This is a genomic window from Rhizobium sp. 05N49 (genome assembly GCF_056396805.1).
Genome location: NZ_JBFTME010000003.1, coordinates 89901 through 111473 on the forward strand (window position 1 = coordinate 89901; position 21573 = coordinate 111473).

The window sequence follows — 21573 nt, forward strand, 5'->3', positions numbered from 1 at the left end:
AAAATCAGGCGACGTGGCGGGCAAGTGCGCAGCGCGACCAGAGCGAATGCAGCGCGCTGACGAGATGTTCGATATCCGCGTCCGAATGCAGCGGTGTCGGCGTGATGCGCAGGCGCTCGGTCTTCTTCGGCACCGTCGGATAGTTGATCGGCTGCACGTAGACACCGAAATTGTCGAGCAGCAGATCCGAGATCCACTTGCACTTGGCGGCATCGCCGACCATGACCGGCACGATATGGCTCGGGTTCGGCATGTGCGGAATGCCCTGCTGGTCAAGCAGCATACGCAGCTTCCGCACCCGATCCTGATGGCGAGCACGCTCGAACGGGCTTGCCTTGAGATGCCGTATCGACGCGACCGAGCCGGCAGCAAGCGCCGGCGGCAGCGACGTCGTGAAGATGAAGCCCGATGCAAAAGAGCGGATGAAATCGCAGAGCGCCGCAGATGCAGCGATGTAGCCGCCCATGACGCCAAAACCCTTGGCGAGCGTGCCTTCGATAACCGTGACACGATCCATCAGGCCTTCGCGCTCGGCGATGCCGCCGCCGCGCGGACCGTACATGCCGACGGCATGCACTTCGTCGAGATAGGTCATCGCGCCATACTTGTCGGCGAGATCGCAGATTTCCTTGATCGGCGCGATATCGCCATCCATGGAATAGACGGATTCGAAGGCGATGAGCTTCGGCGCCTTGGGATCGGCAGCAGCGAGCCTGGCTTCGAGATCGGCCACGTCATTGTGCTTCCAGATGACCTTCTCGCACTTGGCGTAGCGAATGCCCTCGATCATCGAGGCGTGGTTGAAGGCATCGGAGAAGATGATGAGGCCAGGGATCTTGGCGCCGAGCGTGCCAAGCGCTGCCCAATTGGAAACATAGCCTGACGTGAAGGTCAGTGCGGCTTCCTTGCCGTGCAGATCGGCAAGCTCCCGCTCAAGCAGAACATGGTAGTGGTTGGTGCCAGAGATATTCCGGGTGCCTCCCGCACCCGCGCCACAGTGATCGATGGCTTCTTTCATCGCCTCGATCACCTTGGGGTGCTGGCCCATGCCGAGATAGTCGTTGGAGCACCAGACGGTCACTTCCTGTTCGCCGTTTGCCGTGTGACGGGTTGCCCGCGGAAAGTTACCGCGATGGCGCTCCAGATCGGCAAAAACGCGGTAACGGCCCTCAGCGTGAAGCCCGTCCAGCTCGCTTTTGAAAAACGCTTCGAAATCCATCATATGCTCCAGTTCGTACGGCTGTTTCTTGCTGAGACCGCAACCGCACGTCAACCCTTACGTCCCTGATTTAACATCAACTGCGGCAAAAGGCGCAGACTTTTGAATGATTCCAGATAAAAAATATGCGAGCCGTGATCGGGGAAATTGATCGGCGTCAATTCCGGCAAAAAAATTCGCTTTTAATCGTGGAAAGAAACCCGCGCCTTTCGAAAAAAGCTCGATCATGGTGGACAAGCCCTTCTTGCGACATAGTTTTCGGGCTAGCCTGGCGAAAAAACAGGTTAGGGACGACATCCGCCCGCTGGGGCGCCAAAAACCTCGGAGAGAAGAATGAAAAAAGTCCTCGTACTCGCATTGATCGGCCTTTCGATCGCAAGCTGCACACCCACGCAACAAGGTGCCGGCATCGGCGCAGCGTCTGGTGCCGTTATCGGCGGCGTGGTCACCGGCGACGTGCGCGGCGCGGCAGTCGGCGCAGCAATCGGCGGCGTTTCAGGCGCATTGATCGGCAGGGTCGCAGAGCAGCCCGGCCAATGCTACTATCGAGACCGGTATGGTCGCCGCTACATCGATGATTGCCGCTGAGATCTGCAATCAGAATGGGAAAAATGGAAATCCCGGACCCTCGTCCGGGATTTTTTTGTACTAAATTAGTGCGCCAACAGTTTAAATTGGTACACGTGGCGCGATTTTGCCGCTAAGCTTGTTATCGGCTGGGCAACGCAGAGCTTCATTTTAATGTAACCAAAAAGCGGCGGATGCGGATTAGAGGGACGGGCCTGAGAACGGGTATTGCGTATCGAGCAGTCGCCATGGTGGTGGTCGCAGCGGCGGCTGCATTTTCACCAGTCCTCGTGGGCAATGCTTACGCATTCAAGCTTTTCGGCATCACCATATTCGGCAAGGACGAGGACGAAAACCTGCAGGTCCCCGATCCGGTGCGTTATGACATCGACCTTGAGACCGGCACAGCTGATAGCGACCTGAAAGAGGCCCTGGAAAACAGCTCTCGCCTTGTCGGTGACAAGAGCAGGCCGGTTTCAGGCGATCTTGGCATTGTCGTCAAAGCCCGTGACGACCGCGAGAGGCTGATCGCGACACTTTACGAAAAGGCACGTTACGGCGGCGTTGTGACGATCACCATCGATGGCCGCAACATAGACGATCTCCCGCCCAACCCGACTTTTGATCGCTCGAAGCCGGTTCCGGTCAAAGTGGATATAGCCCCTGGTCCGGTCTTCACCGTAGATGAGGTCCAATTCGGCGGCGATGCTGCGCACCGCAATCCCGCCGATTACGATCTCGCGCCGGGCGAGCAAGCCGGCTCGCTCGCCGTCATCAAGGCTGGCGATACGATCGTCGACCAGTTGAAGAGCGAAGGAAGGCCCTTTGCCAAGCTGACCGAGCGGCGCGTGGTCGCCGACCACAGCAGGAACACCGTCGATATCGTTCTCGCTGCCGAAGGCGGTCCGGTTGCTCCGATCGGCGACGTCGGCGTGACCGGGGAGGAAAGGGTCAAGCCGGAATTCATCCAGCGCTACTCCCGTCTGCAGAAGGGCGAAGCCTATTCGCCGGAGGCGCTGAGGAAGGCAGGCGAGCGCCTGCGCGCGCTTGGCGTGTTCTCCAGCGTGACGATCCACGAAAGCGACGCACTGGCTTCCGATGGTACCTTGCCCATGACAATCGAGGTTTCCGAAGGTAAGCGGCGCTACCTCGGCATCGGCGCGCAATATTCGACGATCGACGGTTTCGGCGTCAACGGCTACTGGGGCCACCGCAACCTGTTCGGCGGGGCCGAATCGCTGCGCATCGAAGGCGCCGTCTCGCGCCTCGGCGAAGCGTCCGACCTCGGCGATCTCGATTACTCCGCCGGCATCCTCTTCACGAAACCGGGCTTCATCCATCCGTCCGCCACGCTGAAGGCCGGAATCGTCGCCAAGACGCAGAATCCGGATGCCTATAATGCAAAGCTTATCACCGCCTCGCTTGGCCTCTCTTATGAATTGACGGATCAGGATACCATCTCGGCAGCCGGCGAGGTGAGCTTCGAGAATGACGACGACGCTTTCGGCAACAACAATTATCTGACCTTCACGCTGCCGATCACCTATGATCGCGATGCCCGTGATGACAAATTCAATCCGACCGGGGGCTACCACGCCACGCTGTCGGCAAAGCCGGGCTATGAGTTCATGAACGGCACGGTCTATTCGGCCTTCGAGGGCTCGATATCAGGCTATCTCGGTCTCGGCGCCGAAGACGGCGTCGTACTTGCCGGCAAGCTTGCAGCCGGCACGCTGATCGGCGGCGACGGCGTTCAGGATATTCCTGCCACCCAGCGTTTCTTCGCCGGCGGTGGCGGTTCCGTGCGTGGTTACGGTTATCAGGAAATCTCGCCCTACAACGAAAACGACGAGGCGACTGGCGGCCGCTCCTATGTAATCGGCTCCTTCGAAGCTCGCATCAGGATTACCGATACGATCGGCGTCGTGCCCTTTATCGATGTCGGCACGGTTTCGGACAGTATTGCGCCTGATTTTTCCGATATCAGGGCCGGTGCGGGCGCCGGTATCCGCTATGCAACGCCTTTCGGTCCCCTTCGGCTTGATTTTGCCGTACCGCTGAACAAGTACGACGGTGGAACTGAATATGGAATTTATGCCGGCATAGGCCAGTCATTCTAGAAATGATGGAGTATTTCCGTGACCGGAAACGGGAATGCCTTTGGAATGCCGATTTCGCAGTGTTTTCCGACCTGTGAGCTGTCATGAAAACGGGATAGTGTCCGCTCTTATGCAAATGTTGGCGAAAATCATGAACTGGATAATGCGGCTTGTCGGGTACGGCCTCGGCGCTGCGCTCATCCTTGCCGTCATTGCTCTCGCGATTTTCGGCTTCACCTCATTCGGCGCCCGCATCATCACCGAAAATGTCGCTTCGGCACTTTCCAACCGCGATATGACGATCTCAGTACGGGAACCCGAAGGCCTGCTGACCGGTGGGTTGCGCGCTGCCGAGATTACCCTCTCGGACACGCGCGGCACATTCGCAGAAGTCCGTGGTATTGCCATCGACTGGAATCCCCTGGCGCTGTTGACCGGAACGTTCAGCGCCAAACAGGTCTCTGTTGCCTCCATCGATGTGCGCCGTAAACCGGTACTCACCTTGCCTTCCAGGCCGGCGCCCCCGGAGGAACAAGGCAGCAGTGGTTTTCGGCTACCTATAAAGATCGATATCGAGCATATCGCCCTGCCGGATATTTCACWCGCGGCGCCCCTGACCGGACGCGCCTTCTCGCTTGCCGCTACCGGCAATCTCAGAGCCGATGGCGATGGCGGCGAGGCAACTATCAACGTCAACCGCCATCAGGTTCCCGACGCCAAACTCTCCGCCGATGTTGCATTTACCCCGGCAAACAGCCACCTCCGGCTGAATGCCCAGCTTGCCGAACCGCAGGGCGGCCTGCTTGCTGGCTTTCTCGGTCTGCCCGGCAGCCCGGCCGTTAACATAGCGCTCAATGGCGAAGGCCCGATTTCGGATTGGAACGGCAAGCTGCAGGCAGCCCTTGATGGCCAGCAGCGCGCCTCACTGGAAGGCAAGCATGCGATTACGCCCGACGGCCTGCATCATCTCGACCTCAAGGGCGGCGGCGATGTGAGCTCGTTGCTCCCCATGGCATTCCGGCCGCTTTTTGCAGGCCAGACGAATATCGATGTATCCGCCACCTTCGACGATCACGGCAAGATCGATATTCAGACCGGCAATCTCGCCACCGGCAGCGTCGTCATCGCCGCATCCGGCACACTCGATCCTGCCGGCAACAACAGCCTGAATGCCAATGTGCTGGGCACCTCGGGTCCTGTCGATTTCCGCTGGCCGCTTGCCGATGGCGAAGCACGCTTCATGATTTCAGGCCTCAACCTGGCGATGACCGGACAGGCGCAGGCCGTGCGCATCAATGCGAGCGGATCGCTGGATTCCGCCACAATGCCGCAAGCCGACATCGGCAACGTCAAACTGACGGCCAAGAGCGATGCCTTCAATCTCGCCAATGGCGCCGGCGATATCCAGCTGCGTCTCGTCGCCGGCGACGCGACATTCACCGAGCCCAACCTCAACCGCGCCGTTCGCGGCCCGATCACACTCGTCGCTCCGCTTCAGATTTCACGCAACGGCATCGGCTTCAACGGCACGACGATCGAAAGCGCCAATATCGGCGCCGATCTCAATGGCTCCTATCGCCTGGCTGACAATACACTGACCGGCAATGCGAAATTTGTCGTACAGCCGGCCGCGCTACCGCCGGCCGTCGCTGAAAAGTTCGATGCGCCGATCAATCTCGAGACCCAGGTCGCCGGCACTATCCCCTCAAAGGTGGCGCTGTCGAACATCACGATCAAATCTCCGACCATCGAGGCAGGCGGCAACGTTGCGCTCGAGGATGACGTGCTGACAGCCGATCTCGCCGGCAAGCTTCCCGACATCGGCAAGCTGCTCTCGGGCACAAGTGGGGAAGCGGATTATAGCGTCAGAGCCAGCGGCACGCTTCCGGCGCTTGCGCTCACCGCCAATGTAAAAGCCGCCAGCCTGCAGATGGCCGATCGCAAGGTGGGCAATCTCAACATCGACCTGACGGGCTCTGCCGATCCCGCCGCTCCGCAGGGCCGCGTAGCCGCAACGGGCACGATCGACGGCCAGCCGATTGGCATCAACGGCGATGTCAGATCCGAAAACGGAACGATTTCTATCCCCGCGCTGACAGCCGATGTCGGCAGCAATCGCCTGACGGGCAATCTCACGCTTTCCTCAGGCATGACACCGGCGGGTGTGCTGACCTTTGACTTCCCGGATATCGGCCTGCTTGCAGCCCTCGGCGGCCAGAAGGCGGAAGGCGACCTCAAGGGCTCTGTCGATATCACCGGCAATGACGGCAAGATCGCCCTCAAGATTGCCGCCAACGGCAACGGCATTCGCCGCGACACGCTGACGATCGCAAAGCCTGCGATCGACGTGACCGTCAGCGATGTCCAGGCTTTTGCCGCCAACGGCACGATACGGGCCGACGAGTTCGGCATCGGTACCAACAAGCTTACCGGCATTGCGCTTGATTTCGCCCAGCAGCAGACCCGCACCGACTTCAATCTGAATGCAGGTTATGACGGCAATCCGCTGCAGGCGGGCGGCAGTGTGCAGTCCGCAGGCGGCATGATTGATCTCAGCCTTGACCATTTCGCCGCAAAGCCACGCAACATTCCGGTCGAACTGGCATCGCCGGCGCAGGTCAACGTCACCAAGGGAGTTGCCAGTCTGAACGGTCTGACCGTGAAGACCGGCAGCGGCTCGGTATCGGTTACCGGTTCTGCCGGTGAGACACTGAAGCTCGACGCCGTCATCACCGACCTGCCCGCAAGTCTCGCCAACAGCTTCGTCCCTAATCTCGCCGCTGACGGCGCGATTTCAGGGACGGTCAACGTGACCGGCACATCAGCCGCTCCCGTCGTCAATTTCAAGCTCGACTGGAAGGATGCGGCCACCAGTCATACGAAGGGCGCCGGCATCGCCCCTCTTGGCGTCTCCACATCAGGAACGTTCGCCGAAAACAAGCTGACTTTCGAGGGCGGCATTAGCGGCGCTGACGGTCTATCCCTGAAGGCTGGGGGTGATGTTGGCCTTGCGGATCCGAACGGCCCAATTCTCAATATCAACGCGGACATCGTCAGTCTTCCGGCAAAGCTCGCCAACGGTTTTGTTCCCGATCTTGCGGCCGAAGGCACGGTTTCGGGGACGGTCACCGCGACGGGCACGCCCGCGGCACCAGCGGCCGATTTCAAGCTGAACTGGAAAGGCGCCGCGACAAGCCAGACAAGGAGCGCCGGACTTGCCGGTCTGTCGCTCAACGCATCCGGCAGGTTTGCGGATAACAAGCTCGATTTCGATACGGCACTCACCGGCAAGGGCAAATTATCGCTGAAAGCTCTCGGCAACGTCGCGATTACCGGAACCACGATCGGCAACATCAAGGTCGATGCCGAGCTTGCAAATGTCCCCGCCAATATCGCCAATGGTTTCGTGAAGGATCTGGACGCCAGCGGAACGATTTCGGGCACCGCCTCGGCATCGGGGACGCTTGCCGCACCGGCTGCGGATTTCAAGCTCAGTTGGCAGGATGCCACGACACGGCACACCAAGACCGCCGGCCTGACCGGACTGGATCTTGCGGCAACAGGCCATTTTGCCGACCAGAAACTCGATTTCGATGCCAGCCTCACCGGACCGAAAACCTTATCGCTGAAGGCGGCGGGCAATATCGAGCTTGCGGGGGCGGCGGTGCGCAATCTCAAGGTCGACGCCGACCTGGCAAACCTTCCTGCCAATCTCGCCAACGGCTTCGTTCCCGATCTCGGCGCTGAAGGAACGATTTCCGGCAAGGCGTCGGCCTCGGGCTCGTTGCCGACACCGGCAGTCACCTTCGATCTCGCTTGGGCCAATGCGGCAACGCGCCAGACAAAGAGCAATGGCCTCACCGATCTTTCCGCCCGGGCCACGGGCAAATATGAAAACAACAGGGTCGATTTCGACGCCAATCTCGGCAGTGGCAATGGCGCGCTGCTGAAGGCGAAGGGCGGGGTAACGATCGACGGCACCGCCATTCGCGACCTCGCCGTCAACGCTGACATTGCCGGACTGCCCGCAAACCTCGCCAATGGCTTCGTGCCCGGTCTTGGCGCCGAGGGCATAATCTCCGGCACTGCAGTCACCTCAGGCACGCCGACGGAGCCGGTGGTCGATTTCAAGCTCGACTGGACGAACGCGGCAACGCGCCAAACCAAGAGCGCCGGTCTTTCTGGCCTCGCGCTTGCCGCTTCCGGCAAATATGTCACCAACCGTCTGGATTTCGACGCCAATCTCAATGGCAAGGGTGGCGTGTCGCTGAAAGCCGCCGGCAATCTCGCGCTGGCAGGCACCACGATCCAGGGCATCGATGCAAAGGCCGATATCACCAACCTGCCGGCCGCCGTCGCCAATGGTTTCGTCCCCGATATTGGTGCCGAAGGCATCATCACAGCGACGGCCACGGCCTCAGGATCACTGACCGCCCCGACGGCCAATTTCAAGATCGACTGGAAAAACGCCGGGACGAAACAGACGAGAACTGCCGGCCTCTCCGGCCTGGCGCTCGCCGCTTCGGGCAAACTCAATAAGGATCGGCTGGATTTCGATGCCAATCTCAACGGCAGCGGCGGCGTCTCGCTGAAGGCATCCGGCAATCTCGATATAGCCGGAACGACCATCAAGGGCGTCAACGCCAAGGCCGACGTCACCAATCTCCCGGCTGCCGTAGCCAACGGTTTTGTTCCGAACCTTGGTGCGGCCGGAGCCATCTCCGCAACCGCAACTGCTTCCGGCGCACTTCCCCTTCCCTCGGTTGATTTCAAGGTCGACTGGAAGAATGCCGAAACGAGCCAGACGAGGAGCGCCGGCCTTGCCCCGCTCACCATCGGCGCAAGCGGCAAGCTGGCCGACAATCGCCTGACGGTCGACACCAGCCTTGCCGGCGACGGCGGATTGTCGCTGAGAGGCGGCGGCAATCTCGCAATGACAGGCAACCGCGCCATGTCGATGCGTTTCAACGGCAGCCTTCCCTTCGCCGTTCTCGGCGCACAACTCGCCCAGCAAGGTCTCGTTGCCGAAGGCGTCGCCAATGTGAACCTGGAAGTCAGCGGTACGACGGCCGCCCCTGTTATCAACGGCACGGTCACCACGGATGGCGCAAAGCTGATCGACGTGCGCCGCAACCTCGCCCTCGAAGGCCTCGGCGCGACCATTACCTTCAACGGCCAGCAGGCCGTCATTTCTCGGCTGAATGGCAGGCTCGCAAGCGGCGGCTCTATTTCGGCCAGCGGCTCGGTCGGCATCAGCGGCACCTTCCCCGCCGACCTTTCCATTCGTCTGGATCATGCAGTCTATGTCGACGGCACTTTGGTTGTCGCAACCGTGGACGGGGCACTCGGACTAAAGGGACCGTTGCTCTCCAATCCCATGCTTAGTGGTAAGCTCCACATCGACAAGGCGTCGATCACCGTGCCGGAGAGACTGCCGACGTCGCTACGCGAAATCGATATACGTCACATCCACGCGCCGCCTGCCGTGCTTGCCCAGCTCAAAAACAATGCGCAGCAGCAGCCACGGGAAAAGTCTTCGACCATAATGCTGGATATCCAGCTCGACGCGCCCTCGCAGATCTTCGTGCGCGGCCGTGGCATCGACGCGGAAGTCGGCGGCAACATTACGATCCGCGGCTCGGCTGCCGCACCCGAAGTTGCCGGCGCCTTCACCATGCGCCGCGGGCGTCTGACGATCCTCAACCGCCGCCTCGATTTCTCCGACCGCAGCCGCATCACTTTCGCCGGCGACCTGACGCCCGCCCTCGACATGGAAGCAACCTCCACCTCTGGCAGCACGACGCTGACAGTCGATGTTGCCGGCCTTGCGACTGACCCCGCTATCACCTTCTCCTCCTCGCCGGCCCTGCCGCAGGATGAAGTGCTGGCCCAGCTGATCTTCGGCCAGTCCATGTCACGCCTTTCTCCGGTGCAGATCGCCCAGCTTGCCGATGCCGTCAGCCAGCTCGCCGGCAACCGCTCGACCTCGCTCTTCGAAGGTCTGCGCAACCAGCTCGGCGTCGATGATCTCGACATCAGCACCGACTCGAAGGGCCAGACCAGTGTCAGCGTCGGCCGCTATCTCAACGAGCGGACCTATTTCGAGCTGCAACAGGGCGGAGAAGCCGGTGCCAAGGCGATTATCAATCTCGATGTCGGCCGCGGCGTGAAGCTGCGCGGTGCCGCCGGCGGCAACGGATCGGGCGAAGCCGGGATCGTCTACGAACACGAGTATTGAGGCCGGGCTAGAAGCTCGTCTTGCTGGTCTTGAGCAGAATGTTGGTTTCGGTCGTGTTGATACCGTCGACGAGACGTATCCGGCGCAGCGTTTCATCGAAAGAGGCGAGGTCCCGATCCTCGAGCTCGGCGACGAAATCCCATTTGCCATTGGTGCTGTGCAATGCGCGTACCTGGGGCAGGCCACGCAATTGGGCAGCAACCTTGTCGGCAAGCTTGCCATGCACTTCGATCATGACGATCGCCCGAACGCCGGCCGAACGTGTCTCATGACCGGTGCGGATGGTAAAGCCGGCGATCGTCCCGTTTTCCACGAGCCGGTCGATGCGGGCAGTCACCGTTGCACGCGAAGCGCCGGTCAGCGCCGCAAGCGACGAAACGGAGATTCGCGCATTGTGCCGAAGCGCACTCAAAAGCTCGTTGTCGAGGTCGTCCATGATTTCACTTTGTCAAATTAGCTTTATCAATCTGCGCAATCATAATCCATTTCTGACACTTTTCCATCTATTTGCCGCCGCGTCTTTATCCCACTATCGGCCAAAACAGGCCTCACAACGGAGCCCTACGAATGGAAGTACAATCTCAATCTGTCGCCCTCATCGGTGTTCCCCTTGAGGAGGGTTCCGGCCGCAGAGGCGCGGGCATGGGGCCGACAGCATTGCGTATCGCAGGCATCGACAAGGCTCTGGCCGAGCTCGGCCACACGGTCGTCGATACGGGCGATCTCAGCGTCGTCCCGGCCAGGGACCTTCCCAATCATCCGAAAGCGCATAATCTCCGCGTGGTCGGCGCCTACACGCGCGCGCTCGAAGCAGCCACATATGACGCAGCGAAAGCCGGCCATTTCCCGCTGATCCTCGGTGGCGACCACAGCCTTTCCATGGGTAGCGTCTCAGGCATGGCGCRTTATGCCGCCGAAAAAGGCCGCCCGCTCTTCGTCCTGTGGCTCGACGCCCATTCGGATTTCAATACGCCCGAGACCTCGCCGTCGGGCAATATTCACGGCATGCCCGTTGCCTTCTTCTGCGGCCTGGCGGATTTTGCAGAGATCCTGCCGAAGGACCGCGCATTCGTCGATCCGAAGAAGATCTTTCAGGTGGGCATCCGCTCAGTCGATGCGGCCGAGCGGGTCGAAATCCGCAGGCACGGCGTCAATGTCTTCGATATGCGTTCTCTCGACGAACAGGGCGTGGCCGTGATCCTCCGCCAGATTCTGGAAACGGTCGAGAAGGCGAACGGCCTGCTGCATGTCAGTTTCGATGTCGATTTCCTCGATCCGGATTTTGCGCCCGGCGTAGGCACCACCGTTCCCGGCGGCGCCACCTTCCGCGAAGCGCACCTCATCATGGAGATGCTGTCCGACAGCGGCCTCGTCTCCTCGCTCGACCTCGTCGAACTCAATCCTTTCCTTGATGATCGCGGCAAGAGCGCCCGCATCATGGTGGAGATGACGGCAAGCCTCTTCGGTCGCCGCATCTTCGATCGTCCTACACGCGCCGCATAAGGGAGCACCGGCCATGAACATCTCGTCGAACCTCATCGCCACCGAACAGCGTCTTGGAGCCAATAACTACAAGCCGCTCGATGTCGTGCTGACGCGAGGAGAAGGTGTTCATGTCTGGGATACGGATGGCAAGCGCTACCTCGATTGCCTCTCGGCCTATTCTGCCGTCAACCAGGGTCATTGCCATCCGAAGATCCTTGCCGCCATGGTCGAGCAGGCCGGCCGTCTGACGCTCACCTCGCGCGCTTTCCGCAACGACCAGCTCGCTTATCTCTATGAGGAGCTGGCTGCACTCACAGGCTCCCACAAGATCCTGCCGATGAACTCCGGCGCGGAAGCCGTAGAGACCGCCATCAAGGCGGTTCGCAAATGGGGTTATGAGGTAAAAGGTGTGCCGGAAGGCAAGGCGGAGATCATCGTCTGCGCCAATAATTTCCATGGCCGTACGCTGAGCATCATCAGCTTTTCGACGGACCCTGATGCCCGTACCGGCTTCGGGCCCTATACACCGGGCTTCAGCATTGTTCCCTTCGGCGATGCCGAGGCCTTCGAAACGGCCATCAATGCGAATACCGTCGCGGCACTGATCGAGCCGATCCAGGGCGAGGCTGGCGTTATCATCCCTCCGGCTGGTTACTTCACCCGCGTGCGTGAACTCTGCACGGCAAACAACGTCACGCTCATCCTCGACGAAATCCAGACCGGTCTCGGGCGCACCGGCAAGCTGCTCGCCGAAGAACACGAAGGCATTGAAGCCGACGTGACGCTCATCGGCAAGGCGCTTTCCGGCGGCTTCTATCCGGTCTCGGCCGTGCTTTCGAATTCGGAAGTCCTCGGCGTGCTCAAGCCCGGCCAGCACGGCTCGACCTTCGGCGGCAACCCGCTGGCCTGCGCGGTCGCCCGCGCGGCGCTGAAAGTGCTGACCGAAGAAGGGATGATCGAGAACGCCGAGACGATGGGCAACTATTTCCTCGAAGGTCTTCGCTCGATCCGCTCCAACATCGTCAAGGAGGTGCGCGGACGTGGTCTTATGCTCGCGATCGAACTGGAGCCGGAAGCCGGTGGCGCCCGGCAATATTGCTACGCCTTGAAAGATCGCGGCCTGCTCGCCAAGGATACGCACGACCATACGATACGATTCGCGCCGCCGCTGGTCATCACCAGGGAAGAGGTCGATTGGGCCGTCTCGCAAATCGAAAAGTCGATAACCTAAAGTAAAACCAGATTTATCTTACAACCATTACTATCTACCGGAGGAGAAAAACTAATTCTCCTCCATAAAAATTTGTAAAAGTGGCGCAAGAATCCGATTAAATCTGGATTTGGTTACTCATTATTAATCCTGAAAATCATACTTAATCGATGTGAATGTAGATAATCCTGAGCCTTGGCGCCAAGGATCGAGATTCACGATAACATTGATACCGATTCACCTCGTTTGTGAAGCAGGACAGACTCCAAGTACTGTCGGATATACTGCGATGTTGTGGCAGGTCCGCATTACTCAAATCCGGTCCATTCTCCGAGAGATCGGCTGGTAGCAACCACACATCGGAGGGTCGGAATGTCATTGTTTTCGCTGGGTGCGACGCCGGATTCACGCGCGATTGTCACAGCTCTCATGAAGTCGCAGGCGACGATCGAATTCGACCTGCAGGGAAAAATCCTGAATGCGAACGAGAATTTCTGCCGCGCGCTGGGCTACAAGCTGAGCGACATTGTCGGCAAGCATCACAGTATTTTCTGTGAGCCGGACTATGTTGCCTCCCCGGCCTACCGGGAATTCTGGCAGAAGCTCGGCAGAGGCGAATTCGATACCGGTGAATACAAGCGCATTGGCAAGGATGGCCGCGAAGTCTGGATCCAGGCGAGCTACAACCCGCTGATGTCGGGCGGCAAACCCTATAAGATCGTCAAGCTGGCAAGCGACGTGACCGCCGTCAAGCTGAAAGCCGCTGATGCAGAAGGCAAGATCGACGCTCTCTCGCGGGCTCAGGCGGTCATCGAGTTCACTCCTGACGGAGAGATCCTGGAGGCGAACGAGAATTTCCTCTCGGTCATGGAGTACCGGCTGGAGGAAATCCGCGGCAAGCATCACGGCATGTTCTGCGACCCGGCCTATGTGCGCTCGGACGCCTATAAGGAGTTCTGGAAGAAGCTTGCCGCCGGCCAGTTCGTCGCCGCGGAGTTTATGCGCATCGGCAAGGGCGGCAAGGTCGTCTGGATCCAGGCATCCTACAACCCCATCTTCGATATGAGCGGCCGCGTCTTCAAGGTCGTCAAATTCGCGACCGACGTCACCGAGCGTGTCCGCGCCGTCGATGATCTGGCCACTGGCCTGACCGCACTTGCCGAAGGCGATCTGACGAAGCGGGTCGAAAATCCTTTCCCGCCCGCGCTGGAAAAGGTCCGCACCGATTTCAATGCCGCGATCGACAAGCTCGGCAGCGCCATGCGCACGGTCCTCCTCAATGCCGAGGCGATCGCCAGCGGTGCGCGCGAAACGAAGGAAGCAGCCGACGTGCTGTCCAAACGCACCGAACAGCAGGCGGCGACAGTAGAGGAAACCGCTGCCGCACTCGATGAAATCACCCAGACCGTTGCCGACAGCGCCGGACGCGCCGCCGATGCGGGCAGCCTCGTTGCGGAAACGAAACGCGGTGCGGAACATTCCGGCAGCATCGTCCGCAAGGCGGTCGACGCCATGGGCCAGATCGAGAAATCCTCACGCGAGATCAGCAATATCATCGGCGTGATTGACGAGATCGCCTTCCAGACCAACCTGCTGGCACTGAATGCCGGCGTCGAGGCGGCGCGTGCCGGTGAGGCCGGCAAGGGTTTTGCCGTCGTCGCCCAGGAGGTTCGCGAACTTGCACAGCGCTCGGCCAGCGCCGCCAAGGAAATCAAGGCGCTCATCACTGCTTCCTCGGAGCATGTGAAGAGCGGTGTCGATCTTGTCGGTCAGACCGGCCAGTCGCTCGAACGCATCGTTACGCAGGTCGGCAATATCGACATCAATGTCGCAGCGATCGTCGAGTCCTCCCGAGAGCAGTCGACCGGACTGGTCGAAATCAACAAGGCCGTCAACATCATGGATCAGGGCACGCAGCAAAATGCCGCCATGGTGGAGGAGACGACGGCGGCAAGTGCCCGGCTTTCGTCCGAGACTGAAAACCTCCGCAATCTCGTTGCACAGTTTAGATTTGCGCAACACTCTTCCGTTAATGTCATCCATAACCGTAACGATGCTTCGCAAGGTGCAAAGCCATCGTATGGTGTGAAGGCAAAGCTCGTCCGCGCTAATGGGGGCGCATCCGCTTCTGCCCTGGCTTATGACAGTTGGGAAGAATTCTAATGGCCACGATCAATTCCACTAGCTTCAGCGGCGATACGCTCGAAATCATTGCCTTCCGCCTCCATGATCAGGAATTCTGCGTCAAGACCACGACCATCCGCGAAATCCGTGGCTGGGCGCCATCGACGCCGATCCCGCACTCTCCGGCCGACGTCATCGGTGTCATGAACCTGCGCGGTTCGGTCATCCCGATCATCGACCTCGCCTACAAGCTCGGCATGAAGAGCACTGTTGCCAATGAGCGCAGCGCCATCGTCGTTGCCGAAGTGCACAATATGGTCATCGGCATGCTGGTCGATCGGGTTTCCGATATCCTGACGATTTCTTCCAGCCAGGTGCAACCCGTTCCTGAAGTGACCGCGTCCTTCGACCGCGCTTTCTGCGAAGGTATCATCGCTTCTGAAAATGGCATGATCTGCTTCCTGAATCTTGCAAAAATGTTCAAGGAAAACGAGACGGACGAACTGGCCGCCTGATCGCCACGCCAGGCAGTTTGACCGAGACAAGAACCGCCCCACACGGGCGGTTTTTTGTTCATATCCGATGCGATCTGAACGTGTAATTTTCTCTCGAAAATATATATTTATTAGTATTGCCTTTTATACAGAAAATTTACCGTCCACCATCATCATCGGTTGTGAAGCATCAAGAAGATACGATTTGTGATAGGTGAAAATAACGGTTGTTGCCCGGCCGTATTTTCACGCCGCGAACCCATGCTTGTTTGGTCTTCAATTCAGGGGTTGGGCGCGAATATCTGCGTCCTATTTCAGAGGGGACGGGAATGCTTGGTCTATCACCCAATTCGAAATATGTTCTCAATGCTATCTCGAAGTCACAGGCGATTATCGAATTCGACCTGACCGGAGCCATTCTCACGGCAAATGAGAATTTCTGCAAAGCGCTCGGTTACGATCTCAACGAGATTGCCGGCAAACATCACAGCATGTTCTGCGAACCGGCCCACGCGGCAACCGCCAGCTACCGGGATTTCTGGACCCGCCTAGGCCGTGGCGAATATGATGCCGGCGCCTATAAACGCCTGGCAAAAGGCGGTCGCGAGATCTGGATACAGGCCTCTTACAACCCTGTCTTCAAGCATGGCAAACCTTTCAAGGTCGTGAAAATCGCCTCCGACATCACCGAGGCCAAGAAACGCGCCGTCGAGGACGCCGGCAAGCTCGAGGCAATTTCACGTTCGCAGGCCGTCATCGAATTTACCCCCGCAGGCGACATCCTCACGGCCAACGAGAACTTCTGCAATGGTCTTGGCTATTCGCTGTCCGAGATCGTTGGCAAGCATCACAGCATGTTCTGCGATCCAGCCTATGCGCGAAGCGACGAATACAATCAGTTCTGGCCGCGGCTGGCAAAGGGCGAGTTCATCGCCAACGAATTCGTCCGCTACGGTAAGGGCGGCAAGGAAATCTGGATCCAAGCCGCCTACAATCCGATCGCCGACGCGGATGGCAGGATCTACAAGGTCGTTAAGTTCGCAACCGACGTGACACAGCGCATGAGCGCAATTTCCCTTCTCGGCACGGCCCTGCGGCAGCTCTCAGAAGGCGATCTGACGCGGACGCTGGACACGGCCTTCGTCCCTTCGATGGAGCAGTTGCGCCACGATTTTAATGCGACGATCGACAAACTCTCCAGGACGATGAAGACCATTGGTGAGAATGCCACCGCTATCGCCGACAGTTCCCGCGAGATCGGTTCCTCGGCAGACTCTTTCTCCAAGCGGACGGAACAGCAGGCCGCTTCGGTCGAGGAAACGGCGGCAGCTCTGGAGGAGATCACCACCACGGTCAACGATTCCAGCCAGCGTGCCGACGAGGCGGGCCGCCTGGTCGGACAGACAAAACACAGTGCGGAACAATCCGGCACGGTCGTGCGCAAGGCAGTTTCGGCCATGGACCAGATCGAGCAATCCTCCCGCGAGATCACCAATATCATCGGCGTCATCGACGATATCGCCTTCCAGACCAACCTGCTGGCGCTTAACGCCGGCGTCGAAGCGGCTCGTGCCGGTGAAGCCGGCAAGGGTTTTGCCGTCGTCGCCCAGGAGGTCCGCGAACTCGCACAGCGTTCTGCCAGAGCAGCGAAGGAGATCAAGGCGCTGATCAATACATCGAGCGAATTGGTGAAAAACGGCGTCGAACTGGTAGGACAGACCGGCAGGGCGCTGGAGGAAATCGTCGTTCAGGTTGCCAGCATCAATTCAAACGTCGCAGCGATCGTCGAAGGCTCCCGGGAACAGGCGACCGGCCTCAAGGAGATCAATCAGGCCGTCAACAGCCTCGATCAGGCAACGCAGCAGAACGCCGCCATGGTGGAGGAGAGCACGGCCGCCAGCCAGAACCTTGCCGCGGAAGCCGATGCACTGCGAACGCTGGTCTCGCAGTTCCAACTCCCCGGCGGCAATATCGCCGCGACAAGGCATCTGACGAAGCCAGCTACTTCTCCGGCCCTGCATCTTGTCGCCCGCACTGCAAGAACCCGTGGCGCAGCGGTGACGTCTGCCGAAAGCTGGGTAGAATTCTGATCAGGCCTCATTCGGATAGCTCGTGCCGCCGCAAGAGCGGCACGAGCCCTTTATGATCATGACCCTTGGCCGACGCCGGGAAGAACGGCCCCTCTGATATTGGTCTATCGAACTGGATGTTCCGCCGGTTCCGGTTTGCGAATCAGGGGCACAGCCTGCAGCACGAGTGCGTCGAGGCCGTTCTCTTCCTTTTCCAGAATTTCGAAGAGTTGCCGCCGCATGCGCGGCTCCCAGAATTTGTTGATGTGCGTCGCAACTCCCTGCGCAGCTTCGCTTTCGGGCTGCGTCTTGAAAAAGGTTGCGATCTGGTTTGCCATATAGACAAGCTTGGTCTTGGTATCATGCGACATCGGCGATGCTTCCGGGCGACAAGCGATGTGGGTGGGTGAAAATCTCGAAATCCTCTCCGCGCACGAGAGCGACAAGCGTCATGCCGGCTTCCTCCGCCGTGCGGATGGCAAGTGCTGTCGGCGCGGATATGGCGATCAGCACGGGAGCACCAAGGATCGCCGTCTTCTGAACCATCTCGACGGACAGGCGGCTTGTGACGGCAACGGCGCCTGAAGCGCCTGTTTCACCGGCTCTGATAACGGCGCCGCAAAGCTTGTCGAGCGCATTATGCCGGCCGACATCCTCGCGCACGGCGATCAATCCCTTGCCAGGAATGTAGAAGCCGGCGCCGTGAACGGCCCGCGTCTCGCGATGCAGCGGCTGAGATTCATTGAGCAACGCAACCGCCTGGACGATATCGGCATGCGACAGCGACAGCTCAGCCTTGGACACGTCCGGTACGGTGCGGACCGCCTGCTCGATCGACTCGATACCGCAGAGGCCGCAACCGACGGGTCCGGCCATGCTCCGCCTGCGCCTTCGCAGTGCATCCTCGACGTCGTCGAGGAGGGTCACCTGGACGTCGATACCCTTCTCGTCTTCCAGGAGTTCGATACCGGCGACCTGGCTGCGATCACTGATAATACCCTCGGTCAGGCTGAAGCCGACAGCGAAATCCTCGAGATCATCGGGCGTGCCCATCATGACCGCATGCGAACTGCCGCCATAGGAAAAGGCGATCGGCACTTCCTCGGGCACGATACGCTCGCCCCGCGCCATGATACCGCCTCTCCGGGCGACTTCCGTCACGCTTATGCGGGTCGGCCGTTCCGTCATTATTCCGCCGCCTCCATCTTGCTGGCGATGCGGCGGGACTGGCGGGCCTGCTCGTCATATTCGACCTGCCATTCCGACGGGCCGTTGGAGGGCGAAACCTGCACTGCCGTCACCTTGTATTCCGGGCAGTTCGTGGCCCAGTCGGAGAAGTCTGTCGTGATGACGTTTGCCTGCGTATCCGGATGATGGAAGGTCGTATAGACGACCCCGGGCGCCACGCGATCCGTAATCAATGCGCGAAGTGTGGTATCGCCCGAGCGACTGCCGAGCTTCACCCAGTCACCATCGCGGATACCGCGCTGTTCGGCATCATGCGGATGGATCTCCAGCCGGTCCTCCGAGTGCCAGACGACGTTGTCGGTACGGCGTGTCTGCGCACCGACATTATACTGGCTCAAAATGCGGCCGGTCGTGAGTAGCAGCGGGAAGCGCGGGCCGGTGCGCTCGTCGGTCGCTACATATTCCGTACGGATGAACTTGCCCTTGCCGCGCACGAATCCATCCACATGCATGATCGGCGACCCGAGCGGATGTGTCTCGTTGCAGGGCCACTGAACCGAGCCCATCTTTTCGAGATAGTCGTAGGAGACCGATGCGAAGCTCGGAGTCGTTGCGGCAATCTCGTCCATGATCTCGGACGGATGCGTATAGTGCCAGTCGAGGCCCATTGCCTGAGCAAGCTTCTGTGTCACTTCCCAGTCCGCATAGCCGTTGCGCGGCGTCATGACCTTGCGCACGCGGTTGATGCGGCGCTCGGCATTGGTGAAGGTGCCGTCCTTTTCCAGGAAAGTAGAGCCCGGCAGGAAGACATGCGCATAGTTCGCAGTCTCGTTCAGGAAGAGATCCTGCACCACGACACATTCCATGGCGGCAAGGCCGGCGGCGACATGCTTCGTGTCCGGATCGGACTGAAGAATATCCTCACCCTGAATGTAGAGCCCCTTGAAGGAGCCATCGACGGCGGCATCCAGCATGTTCGGAATACGCAGGCCCGGCTCGTTGTTGAGCTTCACGCCCCAGAGCTTTTCGAAAATATCGCGCGTCGCATCGTCCGAGATATGGCGATAGCCCGGCAGCTCATGCGGGAAGGACCCCATGTCGCAGGAACCCTGCACGTTGTTCTGGCCGCGCAGCGGATTCACACCGACGCCTGGACGGCCGATATTGCCGGTTGCCATGGCAAGGTTGGCGATTGCCATGACGGTCGTCGAGCCCTGGCTGTGTTCTGTGACGCCCAGACCGTAATAGATGGCGCCATTGCCGCCGGTCGCAAAAAGCCGTGCAGCGCCGCGCACGTCTTCCGGATTCACGCCGGTAAACTTCTCGACAGCTTCAGGGCTATGCTGCGGCTCGGCCACAAAAGCCGCCCAATCCTCGAACTCCGACCAGTCGCAACGCTCACGGATGAACTTCTCGTCGTAGAGGCCTTCGGTCACGATCACATGCGCCAGCGCCGTCATGACGGCAACATTGGTGCCAGGCTTCAGCGGCAGATGGAAGGAGGCCTCGACATGCGGCGAGCGGACGATATCGATGCGACGCGGATCGATAACGATCAGCTTGGCGCCCTGCCGCAACCGCTTCTTCAGGCGCGAACCGAAGACCGGATGACCATCGGTCGGATTGGCACCGATGATAATGACCACATCGGAATGCTCGACGCTGTCGAAATCCTGTGTGCCGGCCGAGGTGCCGAAAGCCTGGCCCAGCCCGTAACCTGTCGGCGAATGGCACACGCGGGCGCAGGTATCGACATTGTTGTTGCCGAAGCCGGCGCGTATCAGCTTCTGGACAAGGTAAGTCTCTTCGTTGGTGCAGCGGGACGATGTGATGCCGCCAATCGCTTCACGTCCATACTGATACTGGATGCGGCGGAACTCGGAAGCGACATGCGCATAGGCCTCGTCCCAGGTCACCTCGCGCCAGGGATCCGTCACCTTCTCGCGGATCATCGGATTGAGGATGCGGTCCTTGTGGGTCGAATATCCATAGGCAAAGCGGCCCTTGACGCAAGAGTGGCCGCGGTTTGCCTGACCATCCTTCCACGGCACCATGCGCACCAGCTCTTCGCCGCGCATTTCCGCCTTGAAGGAGCAGCCCACACCGCAATAGGCGCAGGTCGTGACAGCCGAATGTTCCGGCTGACCGATGCGGATGACCGATTTTTCCGTCAGCGTCGCCGTCGGGCAAGCCTGCACGCAGGCACCGCAGGAAACACATTCGGAATCGACGAAATGCTCGTGCATACCGGGCGAAACACGCGAGCCGAACCCGCGCCCTTCGATCGTCAGCGCGAAGGTGCCCTGCACCTCCTCGCAGGCACGAACGCACCGGGAGCAGACGATGCATTTCGACGGATCATAGGTGAAGTACGGATTGGACTCGTCCTTCGGCATCCATTTCAGATTGATCTCGCCGCTGTTGCGCGCCTTGACGTGGTTGTCGCCCTCGTAGCCATAGCGCACATCGCGCAGGCCGACGGCGCCCGCCATGTCCTGCAACTCGCAATCGCCATTGGCCGCGCAGGTCAGACAGTCGAGCGGATGGTCCGAGATATAAAGCTCCATGACGCCGCGGCGGATATTCTTCAGCCGCTCCGTCTGCGTATGGACGACGATGCCGGACGCCACCGGTGTCGTGCAGGAGGAGGGCGTTCCGTTGCGGCCGTCGATTTCGATCAGACAGAGACGGCAGGAACCGAAGGCATCGACCATATCGGTCGCGCAGAGCTTCGGCACCTGAATGCCGGCCTCCATGGAGGCGCGCATGATCGAGGTTCCCTCGGGAACCGTAACCTGCCGGCCGTCAATGGTCAGCGTCACCATCGTTTCGGATTTCGAAGCCGGCGTTCCGTAATCGATTTCATGAATGAGAGACATG

At 59.8% G+C, this 21573-nt stretch carries 13 protein-coding genes; 8 read left to right on the top strand and 5 right to left on the bottom strand.

The window, feature by feature from the left end; translation table 11 throughout:
• Nucleotides 1–4: 4 nt before the first annotated feature.
• Nucleotides 5–1219, bottom strand: a complete 1215-nt coding sequence (hemA, locus tag AC1DF8_RS07745) for a 5-aminolevulinate synthase (protein ID WP_029868798.1) — start codon at nt 1217–1219, stop codon at nt 5–7.
• Nucleotides 1220–1552: 333 nt separating this feature from the next.
• Here hemA and AC1DF8_RS07750 point away from each other — a divergent pair, with 333 nt between their 5' ends.
• The 3 genes from AC1DF8_RS07750 (at nt 1553) to AC1DF8_RS07760 (ending at nt 10123) form a co-directional block, all read left to right on the top strand.
• Complete coding sequence (locus AC1DF8_RS07750) at nt 1553–1807, top strand: YMGG-like glycine zipper-containing protein (RefSeq protein WP_007822262.1); 255 nt, start codon at nt 1553–1555, stop codon at nt 1805–1807.
• Between the two features lie 173 nt (nt 1808–1980).
• Nucleotides 1981–3906 (top strand): autotransporter assembly complex protein TamA, encoded by a 1926-nt coding sequence (locus AC1DF8_RS07755; RefSeq protein ID WP_477995591.1) that lies wholly within the window; start codon nt 1981–1983, stop codon nt 3904–3906.
• A gap of 109 nt (nt 3907–4015) precedes the next feature.
• The gene (locus tag AC1DF8_RS07760; RefSeq protein ID WP_477995593.1) at nt 4016–10123 is read left to right on the top strand and encodes a translocation/assembly module TamB domain-containing protein; all 6108 of its coding nucleotides are present in this window, start codon (nt 4016–4018) and stop codon (nt 10121–10123) included.
• A 7-nt stretch (nt 10124–10130) separates the two neighbouring features.
• Here the strand turns inward: AC1DF8_RS07760 and AC1DF8_RS07765 are convergent, their stop codons facing one another.
• The gene (locus AC1DF8_RS07765) at nt 10131–10559 is read right to left on the bottom strand and encodes an Lrp/AsnC family transcriptional regulator (RefSeq protein WP_029868942.1); all 429 of its coding nucleotides are present in this window, start codon (nt 10557–10559) and stop codon (nt 10131–10133) included.
• Nucleotides 10560–10690: 131 nt separating this feature from the next.
• On the opposite strand from AC1DF8_RS07765, the gene rocF reads away from it, so the two are divergent.
• From rocF to AC1DF8_RS07790, 5 genes are all read left to right on the top strand, one after another.
• Nucleotides 10691–11626, top strand: coding sequence for an arginase (rocF, locus tag AC1DF8_RS07770; RefSeq protein ID WP_477995596.1), 936 nt, complete (start codon nt 10691–10693; stop codon nt 11624–11626).
• 13 nt (nt 11627–11639) lie between these two features.
• A complete protein-coding gene (gene rocD / locus AC1DF8_RS07775) occupies nt 11640–12839 on the top strand; it encodes an ornithine--oxo-acid transaminase (RefSeq protein ID WP_477995598.1) in 1200 nt (399 codons plus the stop codon).
• A gap of 351 nt (nt 12840–13190) precedes the next feature.
• Nucleotides 13191–14981 carry a methyl-accepting chemotaxis protein gene (locus AC1DF8_RS07780; protein WP_112970849.1) on the top strand — a complete coding sequence of 597 codons (1791 nt, stop codon included), beginning with the start codon at nt 13191–13193 and terminating at the stop codon, nt 14979–14981.
• On the top strand, nt 14981–15457 hold the full coding sequence (locus AC1DF8_RS07785) for a chemotaxis protein CheW (RefSeq protein WP_029868938.1): 477 nt from the start codon (nt 14981–14983) through the stop codon (nt 15455–15457). Before AC1DF8_RS07780 ends, AC1DF8_RS07785 begins: the two co-directional genes overlap by 1 nt.
• Before the next feature lie 308 nt (nt 15458–15765).
• Nucleotides 15766–17526: a methyl-accepting chemotaxis protein gene (locus tag AC1DF8_RS07790; RefSeq protein WP_477995599.1), complete on the top strand. Its 1761-nt coding sequence runs from the start codon at nt 15766–15768 to the stop codon at nt 17524–17526.
• 104 nt (nt 17527–17630) lie between these two features.
• Here the strand turns inward: AC1DF8_RS07790 and AC1DF8_RS07795 are convergent, their stop codons facing one another.
• Genes AC1DF8_RS07795 through fdhF form a run of 3 tightly spaced genes read right to left on the bottom strand, consistent with a single transcriptional unit; the run spans nt 17631 to nt 21572 of the window.
• Nucleotides 17631–17876 (bottom strand): formate dehydrogenase subunit delta, encoded by a 246-nt coding sequence (locus tag AC1DF8_RS07795; RefSeq protein ID WP_477995601.1) that lies wholly within the window; start codon nt 17874–17876, stop codon nt 17631–17633.
• Complete coding sequence (gene fdhD / locus AC1DF8_RS07800) at nt 17866–18693, bottom strand: formate dehydrogenase accessory sulfurtransferase FdhD (RefSeq protein ID WP_477995603.1); 828 nt, start codon at nt 18691–18693, stop codon at nt 17866–17868. Before fdhD ends, AC1DF8_RS07795 begins: the two co-directional genes overlap by 11 nt.
• Nucleotides 18693–21572 (bottom strand): formate dehydrogenase subunit alpha, encoded by a 2880-nt coding sequence (gene fdhF / locus AC1DF8_RS07805; protein WP_113206189.1) that lies wholly within the window; start codon nt 21570–21572, stop codon nt 18693–18695. The genes fdhD and fdhF overlap by 1 nt, the downstream gene beginning before the upstream one ends.
• Nucleotide 21573: the final 1 nt, after the last annotated feature.

Bases quoted from the DNA above. Each gene is read 5' to 3' on its own strand.
- hemA (WP_029868798.1), bottom strand. From the start codon at position 1,219: ATGGATTTCGAAGCGTTTTTCAAAAGCGAGCTGGACGGGCTTCACGCT.
- AC1DF8_RS07750 (WP_007822262.1), top strand. From the start codon at position 1,553: ATGAAAAAAGTCCTCGTACTCGCATTGATCGGCCTTTCGATCGCAAGC.
- AC1DF8_RS07755 (WP_477995591.1), top strand. From the start codon at position 1,981: ATGCGGATTAGAGGGACGGGCCTGAGAACGGGTATTGCGTATCGAGCA.
- AC1DF8_RS07765 (WP_029868942.1), bottom strand. From the start codon at position 10,559: ATGGACGACCTCGACAACGAGCTTTTGAGTGCGCTTCGGCACAATGCG.
- rocD (WP_477995598.1), top strand. From the start codon at position 11,640: ATGAACATCTCGTCGAACCTCATCGCCACCGAACAGCGTCTTGGAGCC.
- AC1DF8_RS07780 (WP_112970849.1), top strand. From the start codon at position 13,191: ATGTCATTGTTTTCGCTGGGTGCGACGCCGGATTCACGCGCGATTGTC.
- AC1DF8_RS07785 (WP_029868938.1), top strand. From the start codon at position 14,981: ATGGCCACGATCAATTCCACTAGCTTCAGCGGCGATACGCTCGAAATC.
- AC1DF8_RS07790 (WP_477995599.1), top strand. From the start codon at position 15,766: ATGCTTGGTCTATCACCCAATTCGAAATATGTTCTCAATGCTATCTCG.
- AC1DF8_RS07795 (WP_477995601.1), bottom strand. From the start codon at position 17,876: ATGTCGCATGATACCAAGACCAAGCTTGTCTATATGGCAAACCAGATC.
- fdhD (WP_477995603.1), bottom strand. From the start codon at position 18,693: ATGACGGAACGGCCGACCCGCATAAGCGTGACGGAAGTCGCCCGGAGA.
- fdhF (WP_113206189.1), bottom strand. From the start codon at position 21,572: ATGTCTCTCATTCATGAAATCGATTACGGAACGCCGGCTTCGAAATCC.